Source organism: Mucilaginibacter sp. KACC 22773 (assembly GCF_028736215.1).
Taxonomy (GTDB): Bacteria; Bacteroidota; Bacteroidia; order Sphingobacteriales; family Sphingobacteriaceae; genus Mucilaginibacter.
Genome location: NZ_CP117883.1, coordinates 938,298 through 956,440, shown reverse-complemented (window position 1 = coordinate 956,440; position 18,143 = coordinate 938,298). Strand labels below are relative to the sequence as shown.

Here is an 18,143-nt window from a genome sequence, read left to right as displayed (position 1 = left end):
AGGCGAAAGCTGAAAGGTAAAAAATACTATAAAACGCCGTCATTGCGAGGCACGAAGCAATCCCAAACTATACAGGGTGGATTTGCAAATCGGGGATTGCTTCGTACCTCGCAATGACGGTTGGAAAAATATAAAAATGTTAGATTCAATAAAAAAGATGTTTTCGGGCGAGGCTAATGAACCGGTGAATACTACGGGGAAGCCTGATATTAGCAGGGAGAAAAGTGCCGAGCTTTATGCCAAGGCTAAAACTTACTTTCCGGGTGGGGTTAACTCGCCGGTAAGGGCATTTAAATCGGTATATGGTACGCCATTGTTTATTCAAAAAGGCGATGGCAGTCACATTTGGGATGCCGACGGCAACGAGTTTATTGACTACTGCTGCTCCTGGGGCCCGCTCATCCTTGGTCATAACAATACCAAAGTACGGGAGAAGGTTATAGAGGTAATGCAAAACGGCATGTCGTTTGGTGCACCAACCGCCCTCGAAAATGAACTTGCCGAACTGATTCTGAAGAACAATAAATTTATTGAAAAACTACGCTTTGTAAGCTCGGGTACCGAAGCGGTTATGTCGGCCATCAGGTTGGCAAGGGGTTATACCAAACGCGATAAGATCCTGAAATTTGAAGGTTGTTATCACGGCCATACCGATGCTTTATTGGTAAAGGCGGGATCGGGCCTGGTTACCTTTGGCGAAACCTCATCTGCAGGCGTACCAAAGGCCTTTGTTGACGAAACCATCGTAGTATCCCTGAACGATAAAGAAGCCCTTACCCTGGCTTTTAATGAATTTAAAGACCAGATTGCAGCCATCATCATCGAACCTATCCCGGCCAATAACGGTTTGCTGTTACAGGAAAAAGAATACCTGCAGTTTTTGCGCGACATATGTACCCAAAACGGCACGCTGCTTATATTTGATGAAGTAATCTCGGGTTTCCGCGTTGGTTTCGAAGGCGCGGCAGGCTATTACCAGATTAAGCCGGATATTATTACCTATGGCAAAATCATTGGCGGTGGTTTGCCTGTTGGCTGTTATGGCGCATCGGCCGAAATTATGGGCAATGTATCGCCCGATGGCGGCGTTTACCAGGCCGGTACATTATCTGGCAACCCGGTAGCCATGGCTGCAGGTATCGCCCAACTGACCGAGCTTTTGCGCATGGGTTTTTACCGCGACCTGAATAATAAAAGAGAAGAATTTACCGAGGCCATCCAGCGTTTTGCTACGGCTCGTAATTATAAATTTAAGGTGTTTGGTATCGGATCGATATTCTGGTTTGCTTTTACAGATAAAGAGTATATTCGTAAAGCCGAAGATATTGATGCAGCAAGCATGGAAAAATTCAAAAAATTCCACCGCGAACTGATAAACCGGGGTATTTACCTGGGGCCATCAGGTTACGAAGTTGGCTTTATATCATCGGCACATACAAAAATTGATTTAGAAAAAACCAAACGCGCTATTTTTGATAGCTTAGATTTGGTATTTAACGGAAAATAAGTTGGCAGTTTTTAGTTGACAGTTAGCATTAAAAAAAAGCATAACTGCAAACTTACAACCGCCCAAGTTTAAACTGATAACTGCAAACTGGCAACTGCCCACTGATAACTGAAATGAAAAGGACATTTGTAATTTTTTACGCGCTCATCATCTATGCCGTTGCTCAACTGGTATGGTGGGGGTATATGCTGGTAACGCCTCACGCAAGGCCTATCAGTATGGTATTATGCGAGGGATCGATGTTTATATTGGTATTTACGTTGGGGGCCGTTAGTCTGCATAAAACCATTAATAAGGAACGTAAGCTGCAGGAGCAAAAAAAGAATTTTTTACTATCGGTGACACATGAGTTGAAATCGCCGTTGGCTTCTATCAAAATATTACTGCAAACTATCCAGAAACGTAGCCTGACCAGAGAACAGGTGTTGGATTTTATCGATAAATCGCTTAACGATGTTGAGCGGCTGGATGATATGGTTGAGAATATGTTGCTGGCCTCCAAAATAGAAAACCAGTCGTACACGTTCCCTAAAGCCAGCTTCAACCTTTCGGTTTTGGTAGATAGCATTGTAAACCGTTTGCAAATCAGCAAATGCGATTGCAACCAAATGATTATCGATGCCGAGATTGAACCCAAAATTGAAATCACCGGCGATAAGTTTGCGCTTACATCTGTGGTAACCAATTTAATCGAGAATGCTGTAAAATATTCCAGCCCGTGCTCGGCAGTGGTTGTTAAGTTATTTTCAAAAGATGATAAGGTATACCTGGAGGTAGCCGACCAGGGCATTGGCATAGCCGATAACGAAAAAGCCCGTATTTTTGACCGTTTTTACCGTGTAGGCAGCGAGGAAACCCGCAATACCAAAGGAACCGGCCTGGGCCTGTATATAGTAAAAGAGGTGCTGGATAAGCACCATGCCAGTATTAAGGTGAAAGACAACCGCCCCGCTGGTAGTATTTTTGAAGTTGTATTTGGATAATAAATAACACGAATTTAAATAGCACGAATTTCACGAATATGACTAATTTTCACCAACCTGCTTATATATTTTGAATGAGAAATTTGTGTGATTCGATTAATTAGTGAGATTCGTGTTTAATTAAAATTCGTGTAATTCGAGTTAATTCGTGACCATTCGTGTTTATTAAAATTAGTGTATTAAAATTATGAGTCAGACGATGCCTAACAAAAAAAGAATTCTATTAGCCGAAGACGAAGAGCATTTGTTGGAAGCCATTAAACTTAACCTGGAGCTGGAGGGTTATAAAGTTTCGACAGCTAAAAATGGTAAAAAGGCTTTGCAATTATTTAAAGAAGAGCGCTTTAACCTGGTTATATTAGATGTAATGATGCCCGAAATTGACGGCTTCGTGGTTGCAGAAACCATCCGCCTTGAAAATACCGAGGTACCTATCATGTTCCTGACAGCCAAAAACACCAATGAGGATAAAATTTCGGGCCTTAAAAAAGGTGCCGACGATTATTTAACCAAACCCTTTAACCTGGAAGAGCTTATTTTACGGGTGAACAACCTGGTAAAACGCAGCCTGAAAGGCGATGACCTTAAGGAGTTTAACAGCTACAAAATAGGCGAAAAAACCATCCACTTTAACTCGTTTGAGCTGGTGAATGAAGATGGTTCTATTACTCCGCTTACCAAAAAAGAAACCATGTTACTGAAGCTTTTAATTGAGCGCCGTAACGATGCGGTATCGCGCGAGCAGATACTGGAAACTGTTTGGAACTATGATGTATACCCATCAACCCGTACTATCGATAACTTTATCCTAACCTTCCGTAAGTATTTTGAACCAGATCCTAAAAACCCGGTTTATTTTCACTCCATCCGCGGTGTAGGCTATAAATTTACCGATAATCAGCACTAATTAATGTTCAGTAACCGGGTGCGCATATTTATTGCATTTGTTTTCCTGCTATCGTTAGGCTTGTTATTGTACCTGCGCATTTATGAGCTTGCGGCTGTTGCTGTTTTGATGATTTTGTTACTAATATGGGATTACTTTAAACAGGGCACCCTGGTTGTTGCAGCCAAATATTTTCACCATAAAGAATTTGATAAGGCAGAAGCCTCGTTAAAAGAAATCAGTAAGCCCGAATGGCTCAGTAAAAAGCGCCGGGGTTATTATGAATTTATTTACGGCGGTATTTGTGTGCAAAAACAGGATTTTAAAGCAGCCGAAAAACATTATGAGATTGCAGCCCAATACCCGCTGCGATCTGTAAATGACCATGTGGCCGCGTTGGTGACGGTGGCCAATATAAGTATAAGGCATAATGATTATGATAAAGCCCAAGCCTACCTGCAATTGGCCGAGCAGCATGCCGATAAAATTACCGCCAAAATGAAGGATGTTATAAACAAACTTCACAAGGAGATTAAAACAAAAAAATAGAGTCAAGAGTCAAGAATCAAGAATCAAGACAAGAACCTTGCACATGGCATCTAACTCTGCTATCTGCAATTCAAAAAGTCTTAACTCTTGACTCTTGATTCTTGACTCTCCTATAAGATATGAGAGATTCGTTATTAATAAAAGCAGCTTTTTCCGAAAAAACAGAACGACCACCGGTATGGATGATGCGCCAGGCCGGCCGTTTCATGAAAGAATATTGGGATATTAAAAACAAGTATTCCTTTTTGGAAATGTGCAAAACACCGGAACTTGCTGCCGATGTTACCATGTTGCCGGTTAATTTATTAGGTATTGACGGTGCCATCCTGTTTTCGGACATACTGGTTACCGGCGAGGCTATGGGCGGCGATTTGAGTTTCAACGCAGGCACCGGCCCTAAGTTTGCTAACCCGGTACGTACCCAAAAAGATATTGATAACCTGCAAACCGATGTAGGCGATAAATTACAATATGTTGCGGATGCCATAAAAGTGATTCAGCAGCGTTTGAATGGCAGCATTCCGCTGATTGGTTTTGCAGGAGCGCCATTTACAGTGATGAGCTACCTGGTTGAAGGCGGATCGTCGAAAGATTTTAAGCTCACCAAACTGATGCTGCACAATGAGCCGGCAATGGCGCATCAGTTGTTATCAAAAATAGCAACCGTTACTGCCGATTATTTAAACCTGCAGATTGAAGCAGGCGTTAACGCTGTTCAGATCTTCGATAGCTGGGCACAGGCTTTGGCGTGGGATGATTATAAAGAGTTTAGCCACTATTACATCCAGCAGATTATCAGCAAGCTTAACCGTAAGGATATCCCGGTGATATCGTTCTGTAAGGGCAGCTCGGTTTTTGCGCCGCTAATGGCCGAGGCTAAGCCTGATGTGGTATCGATAGACTGGAATGTTGATTTGCTGGATATCAAAAAACGTTTACCTGCCGGTGTAGCCGTACAGGGTAACCTTGATCCGCATATACTTTATGCTGATAAAAAAGTAATTAAAGACCGTATATACCGCCTGTTCGACCGGATGAAGGACGAGCCCGGCTTCATTTTCAACCTGGGCCACGGCATTATGCCTGATATCCCATTTGATAATGTGAAATACGCGGTAGAAATTATAAAGGAATACAGAAACTAAAAACAAGTATGTCATTGCGAGCGATAGCGTGGCAATCTCGTAGCCATGCTATGTCAGCCTCGCACAGTCCGCGATTGCTTCGTTCCTCGCAATGACATACTGAAACGCCATCATGTACGAATACGTTCTCGCCATACACATCATTTTTGTAGTCTGCTGGATGGCGGGGCTTTTTTATATGGTGCGCCTGTTTATTTACCATACCGAGGCACAAGCCAAGCCCGAGCCTGACCGCAGTATCCTATCGGCCCAGTTCGAGATTATGGAGAAAAAGCTATGGTATATTATAACTGTGCCCTCCATGTTCCTGGTACTGGCCGCAGGGATAACCATGGTTTATATAAAGCCTGGCTTTATGCTGATGGCGTGGCTTCCAATAAAACTTGGTTTTGTTACCGGGCTTATAATTTACCACTACATCTGCCAGCACAAAATGAAGCAAATGCGTAAAGGTATTTTTAAATGGACATCAACCCAATTACGCCTGTGGAATGAGTTGGCCACCATTTTACTTTTCGCAATAGTTTTTCTTGCAGTAAAAAAAGATGGCTTAAGCTGGATATTTGGAGTTGTGGGAATAGTATCGCTGGGGGTGATCCTGATGATCGCGGTGAAAATTTATAAGCGGTTTAGGGAGAAGAAGTAACTTAAACAACTTCTATTCATGTGAATCGTCATTGAATTTGACCTTACCCCACAAATTCAATAATCCTTTTTGGTTTTCAAGGGTGATAAACAATTGTAAAGCATTTTCAACCATCACCTTATCAGATTTTAGCCCGGTAACTTTTCGGGCTTTTTTCAGTAATTCTGTATCTACTTTAACTTTCATAGTTAATCAAAAATACGGCGAATAATTTAATATTTTTACTTAAGCTTCAACGCTTTCTTCAGCATCTTCTCCTAAAACAAAAGGACGGGTCATAGCGCAATGATAGCCTACAACAAACAATGCCATCAATCCGGCACCTAAAATACTTTCTGCAATAAAATGTGATGTTTTTGAATCAAACAGGCATAGTAACAATTCAAAAACACAAGTCCTCACTAACGATATCACTAAAAAGGTCATCTCGTTAAAAAAATACAATGTGATAAACAGGAAAACAATGTTCCTGGCATTAAACTTTGCCCCGGAAGTACAAATTTGGATGGTTAAGGCAAATAACACTAAAGGCACGTAAAGCCTTAAAATATAAATGACCGCACTACTCCATCTTTCCAAATACCGGTTGTCTATGCCGTGGTGAAGTTGTCCTTTTAACTGGAAAAATGACAGGTCTAACAAACAACATATAAACAATATCGCTGCTAAACAGGCTATATTCTTAAACGTTACCTTGCCAACCTGGCTAATTGAAAAGATGGACACAAAAAAAATAAAAATGGCCTTAGCATTATCAACTATGCTATAAGTTTCATTGAAACTAAAACGGAGACTGAAAAAACTCAATAAACTTACGGGGATGTTTTTTGCACTTTGATCATACTGGGTATAATTTGAAATTACCGCCGTTATTATAAAGCTAATGCTTGTCAATAAAACAGCCTGCCAGATAGTTTTTGTGAAACGCTCCTGGTAAATATCGATAAGAGCTGCTGATTGCTTTTTAAAAAAGGTTGAATATTGCATGTGATATGGTTGTACGTAAAAATATCAATTATTCTTTTACAACCAACCCATCCTTTACCACCAGCTTCACCAATTTCAAAACTTTCATATCCTCAACCGGATTACCATTAACGGCAACCAAATCTGCCAGGTATCCCGTCTTGATATTCCCCAAATCCTTCAATCCAAACACGGCGGCGTTAACCGATGTTGCCGAGCGCAGTACCACTAAGGGTTTCATGCCGTATTCGGCCATTAATATCATTTCCTGGGCATTATCGCCGTGGCTGAATACACCAACATCGCCGCCCATACAAATGGTAACACCGGCCTTTAATGCTTCGGTAAAAATGTAATGCTTTTGCTTTACTACTGCGGGGTCCGGGTCGATGCCCTTCTTCCAGCCTTTGTAGCCCGAAATTGATTCGGTGGCGTTGAGGGTTGGGCATAAAGCTATGCCTTTTTCTTTCATCAGCTTAAACAGTTCTGGTGTGCCGCCGTCGCCATGCTCAATGGTAGTTACACCTGCCGCTATGGCCCGGCGCATGCCTTCGGTAGTTGACGCATGTACAGCAACCGTGCGGCCGCTGCTCTTGGCTACCTGTACAGCTACCTTCAACTCTTCTTCAGTAAAGGTGGGAGCTGCGGTACCGTTTAGTCCCCATCGATAGTCCACATAAATTTTCACTACATCTGCACCATGGCCAATTTGTGACCGCACCACCCTGGTTATACCATCAATGCCATCAGCTTCTTCGCCACCTTTAATTATGCTGGCTTCGGCAACTTCTGTTTTAGGGCCATAACTGCCGGTGGCTACAATTGCCCGGGTGGCCATCAACATCCTGGGGCCGGGGATTATGCCTTTTTCAATCGCAGTTTTTAAGCCAGCATCATCATAGGCGGCGCCTTCGGTTCCCAGGTCGCGCACTGTGGTAAATCCCGCCATCAAAGTCGCGCGGGCATGGTTAACTGCACGGGCGGTACGCTCGGCACGGCTTTCACCAAGTACCTGGTCGTTCCAGGCAGTCTCGTTATACGGATGCAGGAAAAGGTGCGAGTGCCCTTCAATTAGTCCGGGCATCAGGGTTGTGCCCTTCAGGTCAATCACCTTAGTATTGTCGGGTATTTTTATGGTAGCGGGCTCCCCTGCCGCTTCGATGTGATTACCTTTTACCAGTACCCACCAACCAGGGTGCATCTGCTCACCGTCGAAAACACGGTCGGGTTTAAGTAATATATAGGCTTCTGTTTTTTGGGCAAATATGGGCAGGCAAAAAATGAGGAGTATTATTGTGGCTATTGTTTTCTTCATTATAAATAAAGATAGCTTACTTTATAGGAGATAAAAAGCCGTAAATCGATAATTGAAAAATATTTCAAACCCCATGCAACCATTTGCCCCAGGTTACCATCTTACTTTTAAATGATGTTTTTGGAACCTAAATATACTATCGAACAATTGGTTGAACGCTGCAAAGCGGGCGAACGTAAGGCACAGGAATTGTTATACAAACAATTGGCCGGTAAAATGCTGGCCGTGTGTATGCGATACGCTACCGATAGAATGGAGGCCGAAGACATGCTGCAAAACGGGTTTATAAAAGTTTTTGGCAAAATGGCTGATTACCGGGCAGATGGATCATTTGAAGGTTGGGTAAGGCGCATTATGGTACATAGTTCTATTGAATACTATCGCAAGCACCATAAAATGATGCAGGTGGTTGATATAGACGATGCAGGCACCGAACCATCGGTTAACCCGATAGCTGCCGCCAACCTTGATGCCAAAGTGCTGATGGGGCTGATACAGCAACTGGCACCGGGTTATCGCATCGTATTTAACCTGTATGCTTTAGAGGGTTATGCACACAAAGAAATTGCCGAAATTGTAGGCATTACCGAAGGGGCATCAAAATCGCAGCTATCAAGGGCCAGAACGATATTAAAAGAACAAATTGCAAAAATGGAGAGCAAAAGCTATGGATATGCAGGATAAGGATCTGGACAAGCTATTTCAATCGGCATTAAACGATTACGAGATAGAACCATCTGCAAACGTGTGGACAGGGATTACCGGCGAATTGGATGCAGGCAAACGCAAAAAGGTATGGCTGCCATACCTGAGTATTGCTGCAGCCGCAGTTTTATTAATAACCGCCGGTGTTTTATTTATCCCTAAAGAAGTAAAAACGATCAGCCCTAAAAAAGATGGGCTGGCAGGTGTTAGCCATCCGATAAAGCCCAAAACGGCTGCCGGGCCAACCCAGGCAACACAGCCTGAAACTTCTGCCGATAAACAGCCGGAAAAAGCGATGGCAGCGCCTGCTAACAGTTTAGCAGCTGCCAGCATACACAAAGGGAATAAAAAAGCGATTATAGCAGCCCCGGTTGCAGCCCCGCCTACCCAGGATATTGCAAAGCCTGACGATCAGCAGCCGGTATTAGCATCGGCAACTAATAAGCAGGAAGTAAAAATTGCGGTACAGCCAGACACAGTTACCAGGCCATTCTCAAAACATATTGGCGAAACCCCGGTTTTTGCAAGTATTAAATCGCCCGTCGCCCCAACAGAAGCGACAACTATTAAGCCAGCGACACCAGCAAAAAAGCATAAAATTCGCAGTTTAGGTGATGTATTTAATGTGATGATTGCCGCTGTTGATAAACGTAAGGATAAGATCATTGAATTTAGCAATACCGATGAGGACGATGCCACCATTACCGGCGTAAACCTGGGCATTATTAAAGTGAAAAAAGAAAAATAAAATCTAAAGAAAAAATATATACCCGATAATATGAAACGTTTAATTTTAACGGCAATGCTATGCGTTGCAGCAAGCTACGGCTTTGCCCAAACCACCACAACTACCACAACCACTATAGTCGACTCGACCAAAACCGGTACAGATACCACTATTGTAACCAAAAAACATATCAAAGTTAAATTAGGGCTTGGCCATGATGCACCATATGTATCGCCGTACACCAACGATACTACCAAAGTTCGACGGACTAAGGCCCCTGGTTTTTCTTTCGGCATTACTTTTTCAAGGATCGACCTTGGTTTTGCCACTTTGCTTGACCATGGCAGCTTTACCCTGTCGCCCAATAACCAGTTTCTGAGTTATCGCCAGGCCAAAACAGCCAACTTTGGTTTTGATGTGGTGCAGTTTGGTTACCGTTTTAACAGCGCCTTCAAAATATATGTTTCGGGTGGGTTTGATTGGACCAACATCCGTTTGCGCCAGGATATTACCATACAACGCAATGCACCCGTGTTAACGTATGTGCCGGATAGCATCCACTTCAGCAAAAACCGGTTTTCGTCAAGCTACCTGCGCATACCATTATCGTTTTACTACCGCAGTCATGAGGATAGCCGTGGCAATTACTTTCGCCTGGTTGTTGGCCCCGAGGTTGGCATCCTGCTTAACGGACGCGTAAAACAAATAAGTGAAGAACGCGGCAAGCAAAAATTTGACGACGATTATCACTTTGCTAAACTACGCAAAGGCGCATTCATCCGCATGGGTTACGGCATTATGGGCATCTACGCCAAGTACTACTTTAACGATATGTTTGAAAACAGCCCCGCCCAGGAAGGGTTGAGGAACTTTAGCTTTGGATTGACGCTGGGATTTTAATGAAGTGGTGAGTGGTTGATTGAGTTGGATTGGGTTGATTGGGTTTTAGAAACTTACTCAACTCAATCAACCGCTTAACCTAACCAACCATTCACCAAATCCTACTATCTTTGCCTCAATGTCAGACACTCCTTTTTTGCAGGCCATTGCAGTAAGTAAAATATATCCCGGTAAACAGGCGGCCGGTGTTAAAACTACAGATATTTCTATCCAGCCCGGAAAAATAACGGCTATTATTGGCGAAAGCGGCAGCGGAAAAAGCACCCTGCTGCGATTATTATACGGATTGCTTTCTCCTGATGAAGGCATTGTTAAATTTAAAGGCGAACGCATCTGGGGGCCTGAAGAAAAACTGATTCCCGGCCACGATGCCATGAAAATGGTTACCCAACACACAGATGACCTGAACCTGTTTGCCAAAGTTTGGGATAACGTAGCGGCCATGCTGCCGGCAACCGACCTAAAAGCCAAAAAGGAAAAAACCGAGCAAATTTTAACACAGCTTAACATGTTCCACATGGCCGACAAACGGGTGGCCGACCTGAGTGGCGGCGAGAAGCAGCGTGTAGCCATTGCAAGGGCCATAATTACCCGCCCGCAGGTTTTATTACTCGATGAGCCCTTTAACCAGGTGGACACTTCGTTCCGCGAGGGCTTGCAGCAGGACATCAGGCAAATTGTAAAAGAGCTTGGCATTACGGTGATCATGGTATCGCATGACCCGGCCGAGGTGCTATCTATGGCCGATGAACTGGTGGTGATAAAAAACGGGCAAATTGTGGAGCAGGGGCATCCAAAAACGTTGTATCAACACCCGCAACATTTGTATACAGCCCAACTGTTAAGCAACTGTAACGTACTTAGCGCTGCCAACGCGCAGATTTGCGGTATCGAAACCATAAAAGACCATGTGGTAATTTACCCCGACTGGATAAGGATAAAACTGATCTCATCAACCAAAAGCTGGGCAATAAAACAAATCCTTTTCCGTGGGTTTTATGAAGACCTGATAATCGAAAAAGAAGGCGTACAGCTCCGCGTATCCAACGGCGAACCCGATAGTTATAAAGAAGGCGATATGGTATCTGTAAGGTTTTGGAAGTGGTTAGAGTATTAGTGAACATCATGTGAGTCATCAAATTCATCATATTCAATAAACCGTTCCTGAAGCTGGATCCATTTCTTTTTGTCGGCAGCTGACCAAATCTCCGTTTTTTCCCAAATGCTACCATCGGGCCAAATTAGCTTTCCCTTTATTGCCCTATATTTTAAATCGTACACATCGTCAACATTCTTGAATGCCCACAATTTCCATTTTGTAATTTTAAAACTCCAATAAAGCCAGGCTCCCGTAAATCCTGATAAGAAAACAATCAAAGCTATCCACTGAGGAAGAGTGGGAAATGTTGTTAAATAATACGCAGCTCCAAATCCGACTATCTGTATTGCGATAACAGGGTAATTTATCATACGTTGACCCTTTTTTAACGCTTCATCAACAGTAACGGTTTCAGACATAGAATGACTTGGTTTAGGTTGGGAAATTAGTAATAATCGGCCAAAAATTAAAATAAATTTGCTGCCGGGAATGTCACGAAGTATAACTCGCGGCGGCTATCAAACGTCAATTATGAAGCGTTCTTGGTGAAAAGAAAATGGAACTGTAAATTTGAATAGAGGAGGTAATTATGGCAACAGAAAAAAAAGCGAGTACCCAAAAAGGTTACAGAGGTGCGATTTTAAGCAACAATATTAAAAGTCATGCTAATGATCCTTTTTTTGTAAAAAAAGCGGAAGAGGCTAAGATAGCCGTTAGTAAAATAGTATTACCTGAGAGTAAAAAATAATGACATTTTAGATCGATAAATAAAAGGCTGGATTTATCCGGCTTTTATTATGAATATCAATTTGATTTGATGCTTATTGATTTTTCTATAAAAAATCGAGTAAAATTAAGCTGGAAGCTTAATTTATGATTACAACAGGTTGCACTTCGTTAAACCAGCGGCAGCAATGAAAAAATTAAATCAATTTTCATTAATCAATATATCCTTAGCCATAACCATGGGCACACTGATATATTTCTTCTCCATGTAGTTAATCACTTTTTCCAGGATGTCGCGCGATTGCTGATCCATGCTTTGTACTTCATCAGCAAAAACAGAATTGATGGCCGTGTTGCGGATCTCTTTTATCTTTTCGGGCACCTGGCGCATGGCCACTTCAATACGGCGTTGTTTCAGTTGGGTTAAAAACTCGGCTATATTTTGTTCAATAATACCTTCGGCGTGTACCAGTTCGTGATAGCGCTCCTGAAGGTTACGTTTGGCAACTTCGTTTAATGAATGTACTTCGATAAAGTTAACCGGGAATTGCTCTAAAACTTCGGGAGCGGTATCATTAGGGATGGCAAGATCGACGATAGTTTTCTTGCCGGTTTCGCCGTTGAGCAGCGATTGGTAAATTTCGGTGGTGATGATAGGCTCAACTGCCGACGTACAGGTGATAATAGCGTCAAAGCCCTTATTGTATGTCTTAAGCGCTTCCAGGTCAAATGCCTCGCCGCCCAGGTCTCTGGCCAGTTCAGCCGCCTTCGAAACAGTCCGGTTAAAAACCGCGAAGTTACTGAACTTATGCTTTTGCAGGTATTTAGATAAATTTCGGTTGGTTTCGCCGGCGCCGATAATCAACACACGGGCGTTTGAGCAAAGGTTTAAATCTTTAAGCTTACGATAAGCTAACGAGACAACCGAAATAGGGTTTTTTGAAATATTGGTATGGGTATAAACTTCCTTGGCTGTTTTAACCACACAGTTCATAATCATACGCAGGCCGTCACCGGTAAGTCCGGCTTCTTTACAGTGTTCATATGCTTTGCGCAACTGGGCCAGTATCTCCTTTTCACCAACTATCAAACTCTCTAACGAGCATGAAGTACGCAGCAGGTGCACCATAGCTTCCTGGTCTTCATAAATAGAAGCGCCATCCATGAAGGTACTCAGGGAGTGTTCACAAAGTTCGGTGTTAAACGCTTCGATGAAACGTTTGGCAAAGTCCTTATCAACTACTTGCGGAGTAGTCATAACAAATTCCACACGGTTACATGTAGCCAGATAGAATATTTCCGGTATTCCAAATTGAGTTTTAACCTGTTGAAGCTTTTCAGTCAGATTTTCCTGGCAAACCACCAATCTTCCTATTTCCTTCAGTTCAATCTGTTTGTGTGTAAAAGCAATAACCTTTAAATACTTCAAAGCAGTTTTAAATTTGACCGAACAAAAATATCACTATAAAAGGGATGCAATGTCAACACTTTGTCAAACAGAGGTATTTAGAATGGTTATAAATTAGCCGAAATACCCCAAAAACCACATAAAAACTGCTTAAAACAATAGCTGGCAAAATTATGTATATTAACATGCGTTTATTAAAAACGGTTAGCCTGTTCATATTGGTGGTTGGTTATGCATTTGCGGGCATAAATCATTTCCTAAATCCCGCATCTTACATCCATATCATTCCGCATTATATACCCTTCCCCGTTTTAATGAATATTATTGCCGGGGTAGCAGAAATATCATTCGCGCTTATGCTGATACGGTCTCAGACAAGGCCCTGGGCGGTATATGGCGTTGTACTGATGCTGGCAGCGTTTTTACCGGTTCATATCCAAATGCTTTTTGATGCTCCTTTTAAATTAGGTAACATAACCGTAACACCACTTATTGCCTGGCTTCGCTTAATTTTACAACCGGTATTGATGCTGTGGGTATGGTGGCACAGGAAGAATTAACATCAAAGGCTTATTTAAGGGCAAAACAAATCACCGGGTTTTTTATTTAAGGATACAGCATCTTAAAAGTACAATATGGATTTGCAAAGTGTTGAAATGCGTAACCTGGAAGTACAGGATTACCAGGAATTAAAAAAGTCGATGAAATCGGCATACATGGATATGGACGAGGATTATTGGGATGCCAATTCCATTAAAAAGCTCATCAAAATATTCCCCGAAGGGCAAATTTGTGTAACCGTGAACGATGTGGTGGTAGGTTGTGCGTTGGCCATTATAGTCGACTATCAAAAATTTGGCGATAACCATACCTACAAACAAATTACCGGCGATAGTACCTTTAAAACCCACACAGATAAAGGTGATGTTTTATACGGAATAGATGTATTTATTCACCCAAACTACCGCGGCTTGCGCCTGGCCCGTCGCCTTTATGATGCCCGCAAGGCCTTGTGCGAAAAACTGAACCTGAAAAGTATTATTGCAGGTGGCCGGATACCCAATTATCAAAAATTCCAGAATGATCTTACCCCCCGCCAATATATTGATAAGGTTAAGTATAAAGAGATATATGACCCTACCCTATCTTTCCAGCTGGCCAATGATTTTCACGTGCGTAAAGTGCTGCGTAATTACCTGCCCGAAGACAGCCGCAGCAAGGGCTTTGCTACGTTAATAGAGTGGAACAATGTGTATTACGAGGAAATCAGCAGCGCTATCAACCAAAAAACTGTAGTGCGCATTGGCCTGGTACAGTGGCAGATGCGCCCGTACAATAACATCAGCGAACTATTAAAGCATGCAGAATACTTTGTAGATGCTGTAAGCGATTACCAGGCAGATTTTATACTGTTCCCAGAGTTATTTGGCACTCCTTTAATGGCCGATTACAACCACATGGACAGCGCCAAAGCCATGCGTGAACTGGCTAAATATACCCAGCCTATCATCGAAGAATTTTCAAAGCTGGCGGTATCATATAATGTGAACATCATAGCCGGCAGTATGCCTACCATTTTTGAAGATTCGTTATACAATGTATCGTACCTCTTCAGGCGCAATGGCAGTATGGAAGAGGTTTATAAGATTCACCCTACTCCATCCGAGATCAGCTCATGGGGTATCCGCGGCGGCGATGAGGTTAGGGTATTTGAAACCGACGCCGGTAAAATAGGCATCCTGATTTGCTACGATGTGGAATTCCCGGAGTTATCACGGATACTGGCCAGCCAGGATATGCAGATCCTGTTTGTACCATTTTTAACCGATACCCAAAATGGCTATAACCGGGTTAAGTTTTGTTCGCAGGCACGGGCGGTTGAGAATGAATGTTATGTGGCCATCGCGGGCTGCGTGGGCAACCTGCCCAATGTAAATAATATGGGCATCAGCTATGCGCAGTCGGCGGTATTTACACCGTCGGATTTTGGCTTCCCTACCAACGGCATTCAATCAGAAGCTACACCAAACAGCGAAATGATTGTAATAGCCGATGTTGACCTTTCACTGCTGGACGAGCTGCATGAATACGGCAGCGTACAAAATTTGAAAGACCGCAGGACTGATTTGTATAATATTACTTTTAACGGGAAAAAAGTGTAGTATTGAATAATGAAAGTAACTACGGTTATTCCCCGGGCCTATATCAAATTACGCATATTTGCTACTTTAATTGACTACAGCATTTATGGCATTTTTTACTTTGGATACATTTATGCTTTCGATGAATCTACCCGGCCCGGCAATATGACCGTTACCGGATTGATGGCCCTGCCTATATTCCTGGTTTGGTTTTTATATTTTGTAGTCATTGAAGCCTTGAACGGAACACCGGGCCATGATATATGCAAACTTAAAGTTGTTACAAGCGGCGGGGCTAAAATAACAATTATAGATGCACTTAAACGCCGCATTTGCGACCCGATAGATATCATGATGTACGGAATACCGGCAATAATCTGCATTTCAAAAACAGAAAAGCACCAGCGCATAGGCGACCTTTTAGCAAATACCCTGGTAGTAAAAGCAAGCGATATAACTGTAACCGAGGTGATATTTTAACCCCCATGATCCGTAAAGATACTTACACCCTCCCAGGCGCTAAAGGCCGCCCCATGCTGATAGACGTAACTTACAATAACGCTTTTAAAGACGCACCTATAGTTATCTTCGCACATGGCTTTAAAGGTTTTAAAGACTGGGGCACTCATAATTTAGTAGCTGGCTACTTTGCCAACGCTGGTTTCAAATACCTGAAGTTCAATTTTTCGCACAACGGCACCACGCCCGATAACCCGCTTGATTTTACCGACCTGATAGCCTTTAGCGACAATACATTTTCGATAGAGCTGGAAGATCTGGATACCATTATTGATTTTGCCTGTAGCGGATCGGGCATGGCGGCAGCCCGTGGGGTTTACCTTATTGGCCACAGCATGGGTGGCGGTATCAGTATCATTAAATCAGCCGAGGATAGCCGGATAAAAAAGCTGGTTACTATGGCTTCCATATCAAGCTTTTATAACCTTTGGCCCGAAGAAATTGAGATACAATGGCGACTACAGGGCATTATTTACATGCCCAATAAGCGCACAGGCCAACAAATGCCCTTAAAATCTACTTTGCTGGGCGATCTGGATAAGCATCCTAAACGCCTCGACATATTGGCGCAGGCAGCAAAAGTTAAGCAACCCTAGCTATTGATGCATGGCGATGCAGACCCTACTGTTCCGCTAAACCACGCCGAAGAACTATATGGCGCGCATCCCGACGCTGAATTTTTTATTTTGCCTGGCGGAGATCATACCTTTGGCGGTGCCCACCCTTATTTAAGCGATGTTTTGCCGGCATCGCTGGTTACATTTTGTGATACAGCAATATCATTTTTAAGTAAATAAAACCGACGGCAACAATCTATCGTAACTTTTTTGTGTTAAAGCTGTCACACACCCAGTATAAGTACTATTATTGTTTAGATGAGTTTAGAAGGATCCCGCAAAAAAGCAAAAAAATATATCAACGTTATTCCTACCGACGAGGCCGGTTTTGGAAAAATGATTCCCATTTTACGCGAATATATAGGCAATAAAGCCGAAAACTCGCCCAGAAAACCGATTGGCCCCTTTAAAACCGACGTTACTATTTTTAATGACGCGCCCAAAAGTGGCCTGCGCATTACCTGGGTTGGCCACTCCAGCATATTAATTGAAATTGATGGCAAACGCATCCTTACCGATCCGGTTTGGGGCGATAGGGTATCTTTCTCCAAACATTTCGGCCCGAAGCGCTTTTTTAAACCGGCTATTGCTTTACAAGATTTGCCACCGCTGGATGCTGTGCTGCTATCGCATGACCATTACGATCACCTGGATAAGGATACTATTAAATTTTTTGCAGGCTCATCAATTCCTTTTTACTGCTCGGTTGGTGTAGGCCAGTATCTTGAAAAATGGGGAATACTTAAAAATTTTGTATTTGAGATGGACTGGGGCGATAGTGTGCTGATAGGTAACCAGGTTGTTATTACCTCCACCCCGTCAAGGCATTTTTCGGGCCGCGGCGTGGTAAACCGTAACGAAACCCTTTGGGCAAGCTTTGTAATAAAAGGCCCAAAACATAATATTTATTTTGGCGCCGACTCTGGCTGGTCGCCCAGTTTTGCCGAGATTGGCAAAGCCTTTGGCCCGTTTGATTTAACTATGCTTGAGGTGGGCGCCTACGGAAAATACTGGCCGGATATCCATATGGGCCCCGATCATGCTTCTAATGCCCATATTGCCCTTAAAGGCAAATTGATGATGCCTATACACTACGGCACTTTTAACCTGGCCCCGCACGCCTGGTACGAGCCGGTTGAACGTTTGGAGCAGTTTGCCAAAAATAAAAAGATAGATCTTTTTGTACCTGAACCCGGTAAGCCCACCGAAGTTAAAGGCGCTTACAACTCAGCCTGGTGGAAGAAATTTATGTAGGTTACAGCCCACGAAAAAAAATATCCTGATATCGGCCAAAAAGTAATTGA

Annotated in this window: 22 protein-coding genes; 17 read left to right on the top strand and 5 right to left on the bottom strand. The window is 42.9% G+C overall.

All coding sequences use genetic code 11. The features are described from left to right. The first annotated feature begins 136 nt into the window (after positions 1-136). The 6 genes from hemL to PQ469_RS04100 all read left to right on the top strand — a co-directional run bounded on the left by hemL (position 137) and on the right by PQ469_RS04100 (position 5,716). Positions 137-1,507, top strand: a complete 1,371-nt coding sequence (gene hemL / locus PQ469_RS04125; protein WP_274211840.1) for a glutamate-1-semialdehyde 2,1-aminomutase — start codon at positions 137-139, stop codon at positions 1,505-1,507. A gap of 113 nt (positions 1,508-1,620) precedes the next feature. Then, positions 1,621-2,490 carry a sensor histidine kinase gene (locus tag PQ469_RS04120; RefSeq protein ID WP_090643168.1) on the top strand — a complete coding sequence of 290 codons (870 nt, stop codon included), beginning with the start codon at positions 1,621-1,623 and terminating at the stop codon, positions 2,488-2,490. 199 nt (positions 2,491-2,689) lie between these two features. Continuing rightward, a complete protein-coding gene (locus tag PQ469_RS04115) occupies positions 2,690-3,397 on the top strand; it encodes a response regulator transcription factor (protein ID WP_090643161.1) in 708 nt (235 codons plus the stop codon). A gap of 3 nt (positions 3,398-3,400) precedes the next feature. Beyond that, entirely contained in the window at positions 3,401-3,925 is a 525-nt protein-coding gene (locus PQ469_RS04110) for a tetratricopeptide repeat protein (protein ID WP_090643156.1), read from the top strand. A 119-nt stretch (positions 3,926-4,044) separates the two neighbouring features. Then, a complete protein-coding gene (gene hemE / locus PQ469_RS04105) occupies positions 4,045-5,070 on the top strand; it encodes a uroporphyrinogen decarboxylase (protein ID WP_274211839.1) in 1,026 nt (341 codons plus the stop codon). A gap of 112 nt (positions 5,071-5,182) precedes the next feature. Then, positions 5,183-5,716, top strand: a complete 534-nt coding sequence (locus PQ469_RS04100; protein ID WP_274211838.1) for a CopD family protein — start codon at positions 5,183-5,185, stop codon at positions 5,714-5,716. 12 nt (positions 5,717-5,728) lie between these two features. Here the strand turns inward: PQ469_RS04100 and PQ469_RS04095 are convergent, their stop codons facing one another. Genes PQ469_RS04095 through PQ469_RS04085 form a run of 3 tightly spaced genes read right to left on the bottom strand, consistent with a single transcriptional unit; the run spans position 5,729 to position 7,997 of the window. Then, positions 5,729-5,902, bottom strand: coding sequence for a hypothetical protein (locus PQ469_RS04095; RefSeq protein WP_274211837.1), 174 nt, complete (start codon positions 5,900-5,902; stop codon positions 5,729-5,731). A 39-nt stretch (positions 5,903-5,941) separates the two neighbouring features. After that, positions 5,942-6,703 (bottom strand): hypothetical protein, encoded by a 762-nt coding sequence (locus PQ469_RS04090; protein WP_274211836.1) that lies wholly within the window; start codon positions 6,701-6,703, stop codon positions 5,942-5,944. A gap of 28 nt (positions 6,704-6,731) precedes the next feature. After that, positions 6,732-7,997, bottom strand: a complete 1,266-nt coding sequence (locus PQ469_RS04085; protein ID WP_274211835.1) for a metal-dependent hydrolase family protein — start codon at positions 7,995-7,997, stop codon at positions 6,732-6,734. A 111-nt stretch (positions 7,998-8,108) separates the two neighbouring features. Here PQ469_RS04085 and PQ469_RS04080 point away from each other — a divergent pair, with 111 nt between their 5' ends. The 4 genes from PQ469_RS04080 to PQ469_RS04065 all read left to right on the top strand — a co-directional run bounded on the left by PQ469_RS04080 (position 8,109) and on the right by PQ469_RS04065 (position 11,446). Next, positions 8,109-8,681, top strand: coding sequence for an RNA polymerase sigma factor (locus tag PQ469_RS04080; protein WP_443192800.1), 573 nt, complete (start codon positions 8,109-8,111; stop codon positions 8,679-8,681). Beyond that, a complete protein-coding gene (locus PQ469_RS04075) occupies positions 8,641-9,450 on the top strand; it encodes a hypothetical protein (protein ID WP_274211834.1) in 810 nt (269 codons plus the stop codon). Before PQ469_RS04080 ends, PQ469_RS04075 begins: the two co-directional genes overlap by 41 nt. 30 nt (positions 9,451-9,480) lie before the next feature. Further along, complete coding sequence (locus tag PQ469_RS04070) at positions 9,481-10,329, top strand: outer membrane beta-barrel protein (protein ID WP_274211833.1); 849 nt, start codon at positions 9,481-9,483, stop codon at positions 10,327-10,329. A gap of 118 nt (positions 10,330-10,447) precedes the next feature. Then, entirely contained in the window at positions 10,448-11,446 is a 999-nt protein-coding gene (locus tag PQ469_RS04065) for an ABC transporter ATP-binding protein (RefSeq protein WP_274211832.1), read from the top strand. Here PQ469_RS04065 and PQ469_RS04060 read toward each other — a convergent pair. Continuing rightward, positions 11,443-11,847, bottom strand: a complete 405-nt coding sequence (locus tag PQ469_RS04060) for a hypothetical protein (RefSeq protein WP_090643122.1) — start codon at positions 11,845-11,847, stop codon at positions 11,443-11,445. The genes PQ469_RS04065 and PQ469_RS04060 overlap by 4 nt on opposite strands. A 170-nt stretch (positions 11,848-12,017) precedes the next feature. Here PQ469_RS04060 and PQ469_RS04055 point away from each other — a divergent pair, with 170 nt between their 5' ends. Further along, the gene (locus PQ469_RS04055; protein ID WP_177183738.1) at positions 12,018-12,176 is read left to right on the top strand and encodes a hypothetical protein; all 159 of its coding nucleotides are present in this window, start codon (positions 12,018-12,020) and stop codon (positions 12,174-12,176) included. A 180-nt stretch (positions 12,177-12,356) separates the two neighbouring features. Here PQ469_RS04055 and hemA read toward each other — a convergent pair whose 3' ends face one another. Next, positions 12,357-13,583 carry a glutamyl-tRNA reductase gene (gene hemA, locus PQ469_RS04050; RefSeq protein ID WP_090643117.1) on the bottom strand — a complete coding sequence of 409 codons (1,227 nt, stop codon included), beginning with the start codon at positions 13,581-13,583 and terminating at the stop codon, positions 12,357-12,359. Between the two features lie 164 nt (positions 13,584-13,747). On the opposite strand from hemA, the gene PQ469_RS04045 reads away from it, so the two are divergent. The 6 genes from PQ469_RS04045 (at position 13,748) to PQ469_RS04020 (ending at position 18,093) form a co-directional block, all read left to right on the top strand. Then, a complete protein-coding gene (locus PQ469_RS04045) occupies positions 13,748-14,122 on the top strand; it encodes a DoxX family protein (RefSeq protein ID WP_274211831.1) in 375 nt (124 codons plus the stop codon). Between the two features lie 75 nt (positions 14,123-14,197). Next, complete coding sequence (locus PQ469_RS04040; RefSeq protein WP_090643108.1) at positions 14,198-15,724, top strand: carbon-nitrogen hydrolase family protein; 1,527 nt, start codon at positions 14,198-14,200, stop codon at positions 15,722-15,724. A 9-nt stretch (positions 15,725-15,733) separates the two neighbouring features. Then, entirely contained in the window at positions 15,734-16,183 is a 450-nt protein-coding gene (locus PQ469_RS04035; protein WP_274211830.1) for an RDD family protein, read from the top strand. Positions 16,184-16,188: 5 nt separating this feature from the next. After that, positions 16,189-16,818 carry an alpha/beta hydrolase family protein gene (locus tag PQ469_RS04030; protein ID WP_274211829.1) on the top strand — a complete coding sequence of 210 codons (630 nt, stop codon included), beginning with the start codon at positions 16,189-16,191 and terminating at the stop codon, positions 16,816-16,818. A 6-nt stretch (positions 16,819-16,824) separates the two neighbouring features. After that, positions 16,825-17,019 (top strand): alpha/beta hydrolase family protein, encoded by a 195-nt coding sequence (locus PQ469_RS04025; RefSeq protein ID WP_274211828.1) that lies wholly within the window; start codon positions 16,825-16,827, stop codon positions 17,017-17,019. Between the two features lie 78 nt (positions 17,020-17,097). Further along, the gene (locus PQ469_RS04020) at positions 17,098-18,093 is read left to right on the top strand and encodes an MBL fold metallo-hydrolase (protein WP_274211827.1); all 996 of its coding nucleotides are present in this window, start codon (positions 17,098-17,100) and stop codon (positions 18,091-18,093) included. The last annotated feature ends 50 nt before the right edge of the window (positions 18,094-18,143 follow it).